The 3,246-nt window shown below is 66.2% G+C and carries 3 protein-coding genes; all 3 read right to left on the minus strand.

Annotation, left to right across the window (positions count from 1 at the left end):
• Positions 1 to 92 precede the first annotated feature (92 nt).
• A complete protein-coding gene (locus EOA27_RS28925) occupies positions 93 to 1,199 on the minus strand; it encodes an SAM-dependent methyltransferase (protein ID WP_126081824.1) in 1,107 nt (368 codons plus the stop codon).
• A 15-nt stretch (positions 1,200 to 1,214) separates the two neighbouring features.
• Positions 1,215 to 1,793, minus strand: coding sequence for a DUF3726 domain-containing protein (locus tag EOA27_RS28930; RefSeq protein WP_189343097.1), 579 nt, complete (start codon positions 1,791 to 1,793; stop codon positions 1,215 to 1,217).
• The coding region (locus EOA27_RS40990) for a hypothetical protein (protein ID WP_189562145.1) at positions 1,790 to 3,246 on the minus strand (1,457 nt) is incomplete at its 5' end. The genes EOA27_RS40990 and EOA27_RS28930, both read right to left, overlap by 4 nt.

A 3,246-nucleotide genomic window follows, 5' to 3' on the forward strand; every position in this document is an offset into this window, starting at 1 on the left:
GGGAGCGAATGTCCCCTTGCTCGCCGAGTCTCAAACAGGCGCACCTGTTTTCGTCAAGACCTCGAGCGGGCGGCGCGGCGCTTGCCGCTCCGTCAAGACTTGACGATCTCCGTTACGCAGTGGACGTAGTCCATGCGATGGCCTTCGGGAGCTTGCGCGACGTCGGCTTCATAGGCGCCGTAGAAATCGTCGATGATCGCGGAGCGTTCGCTTGGCGGTCGCGCGGGATCGAGCGCGTTGGCGAAAACGGTCTCGGACCAGGAGCGCAGCGTCGGCACATAGGCCCGGGCGAAATCCCCCGCATTGCGATGGGTGCGGAACGCCTCGGCATATGGGCAAGGCGTCACCATGGTGAACATCGTCTCCAACTTCAGCCCGGCTTGCGACACCGGCGAAGCGGGATCGCGGAACGGCGCGGCGAACTCCTCAGGTGTCTTGTAGAACTGCTGGAACGTCGCGTTGACATATTCCGCCTCGTTGATCCGCCCGGTCCGCAGCAGGTCGCGCCAATGGCGGGCGAAGCTGTCGAACATGTCGGCGCCCGTCGTATGTCCGAGATAGCGGCCTTCCTCGTCGATGCAGAAATTGGCCAGCGCAAGCCGCCCGCCTGATCGCAATTCGCGCGCCCTGGCAAGCAGGATCGTCTCCCAATCGCGCAGCGCCTGGGCGCGGAACTGCTCGCGCTCGGCATTGCTTGCACCGACCGCCTGGACGTGGTCGGCGATCATGCACGGCCGCTTGCTGATCCAGTGCATCGCCGTCGCGGAAAAGCCGAAGGAGAGCGAATTGTCCGGCAGGATCTGGCGGTAGAAGCTGGTGCCGCTACCGAAGATGTAAAGCCCGGGCGTCTCGGCCAGCGGCGCTTCGGTGGAGGTTCCAAGAAGGCCCTGGCTGAGCCGGAACAAGGTCGAGAAATCGTTATGGGGCAGGTCGGTATAGGTGATCGATATCGCCCGGTTCGGTTCCCTCTCCCGAACGGCGCCGATCAGCCGTCGCATCATGTCCATGGAAGTGCCCCCATCGGCGGCGCCGAAATCGGCGATGGCGAAGGGCAGGCCGTCGGCCAGTCGGGGCATCCTGGCGACAGCCTCGATGACGAGATCGCCGACCTTGTCGATGACGTATTTGGCGCCGACGGTATTGGCCGAATAGTAGCCTGCGCCACGCATGGCGATCTTCTGGCCGTCGGCTGCACTCATTTTGTTCTCCCCTTGTTATTCATCGTCCACCCGGCCGCCACCGGCACCACGCACGCGCGATCTTTCGCTTTCCGGCACATAGGTTCTGGCGGCGAAGGAATTGAGCGCCGCAAGTGTCCGCTCGTCGATCGCGCCGCGCCGGCCTGTGGCTGGCTGCTCGGTTTCGGCGCGGCGTTCGATGACGACATCGGCGCGCGTCGCCAGCCCCACGGGCCGCGCTACGCGCATGGGTGAGCGGCGCAGCATGGCGTCGAACCAGACCGGCAGGCCGACATCCAGGATCGTCAGCGGCATAACGTTCGCTGGAGGCGGTTCGTCGAGCAGCAGGGCCGCCGTCTGGATGGGACAGAGCGGCCCTCCAGTCGCGGCGTCAGTCTCGCCGCTCCGCCAGCGCGCCGCGCGGGCAAGGCTGGGAGGCTCGAAGGATTGTGCTTGTTCGGCAAGGCTCAGCATGGCCTTGCCCCAGTTGTCGTCCTCGGCCGCGATCCGGCGCGCCGCGCGGCCGACATCCTCGGCCAATCCCCATGAAAATCCGGCGCCCCGCGCCGCCTTGGCGCTCAGCGTTTCCACCTCGTTGAACGAAAGGTCGATCACGCGGCCCCTCCTGCCATCGTGGCGACATCCTCGATCAGCGGCTCGCCGCTGAACAGCGCGATGCGCAGCCAGCGGTCGGAGCGCGGATCGAAGCTCTGCGCGCCGAAGAACGCCAGCTTGGCGCGCAATATGTCGACGGGCCGCAATTCAGCGCCGATCAGATTGTCGTGGATCTCGGCATAGGGAAATTGCGCGACGATCTGGGCGCGTCGCACCGCATGGCGCCATTCGGGCCAGCGCAGCAGGAAGTCGGCTACACTGGCCGAGGCCGGCTCCTTTGCCAGCGCGGCCGCCAGGCCGAGCGCGTCGCGCGCGGTGGCCAGGGGCTGTTCGAGCTCGGCGCCATCCTCCTCGAAGCGTTCGCCAAGCCGGGGCTCTAGCTTTTCTGCCGACACATACCAGAAGCGCGCGCTGGCGGCTGGCTCGGCGAAGTCGATTGCCATCGCCCAGGAATAGGAATCGAGAAGTGCCCGGCGAAGCAAAGCGCAACCCATGCCGCCTTCTATGGCATGGCCGGGCGTCTCGTCGGCCTTCATCGTGTCGCCGAGGTCGTCGATCAAGGTGCCGTGCGGTTCGAGGATGAGGGAGACGCAGGCTTCCTGCCCTTCCAGCGAGAAATTCTCTTCAGCGAAGCGATAGAGCGCATCCCAAGGCCGCGGCTTCGCCAGAAGCTGATCGAGGTTTTCCGACAGCGCGCCGAGATCGGCGGCCAATATTCGGGTTGCCGTGGCCTGGCGGCTATCGTCGCTGTGCCAGCGGGCAACGCGCCGGCGCAGATCGGCGAGCGCGTTCGAGAAGGCGTCTCGTTCCGCCGCGCCGGCATGTGGTTCGGCGCGCACCCGCGCCAGCGCGGTTTCGCGGGCGAGGAACCAGCTATGCGTCAACAGCGGATGGCGCACGAGGAAGGGCGCCATGCCGAGTCCGGTCGCGTTGCCCACACCGAGCGCCCGGCGCAGGTCCGGCGCCAGCTTTGCCGCGCCGGCCGGATTGCGGCGACGGGCAATGTGATCGACAAGGTCGAAAGTGAAGGACCGGATCAGCCAGACGGTGAGCATTTCAGCCTGGAAGGATCCGGCAAGCTCCGGCCGTGAGGATATCTCGTCGCGATCCACGATGCCGAACTTGCCGTTGCCGTAGACCGCCGTGGTGCGAAGCAGATAGCCGACGCCGAGCAACTGCTCCTCATCCGGCTGTTGTCCCTGCGCCAGCGCCGCGGCGACGTCCTCGAAGAGCCTGACACTCTTGTTCGCGCGCGCCAGCACCAGTTCGCGGCTGGTGTAGCGGCCCGCCTCCTGCAGCGGCGCATTTGCCTCCAGCCGGGCGATGTCGGCGGCGTCCGGCAATCCGTCATAGAGCACGTAGCTCGTGTCCCAGGCCTGCGCGATCACGCGGTCCGAGCGCTTCTCGTCGTCGAGCGGCGTGGAGAACGCGACCAGGCTGTATATCCTTGCCG

This window comes from Mesorhizobium sp. M2A.F.Ca.ET.037.01.1.1, assembly GCF_003998075.1.
Classification (GTDB): Bacteria; Pseudomonadota; Alphaproteobacteria; order Rhizobiales; family Rhizobiaceae; genus Mesorhizobium.

What these genes read in the sequence shown, in the direction of transcription:
- EOA27_RS28925 (WP_126081824.1), bottom strand. Translation starts at nt 1,199, where the DNA reads ATGAGTGCAGCCGACGGCCAGAAGATCGCCATGCGTGGCGCAGGCTAC.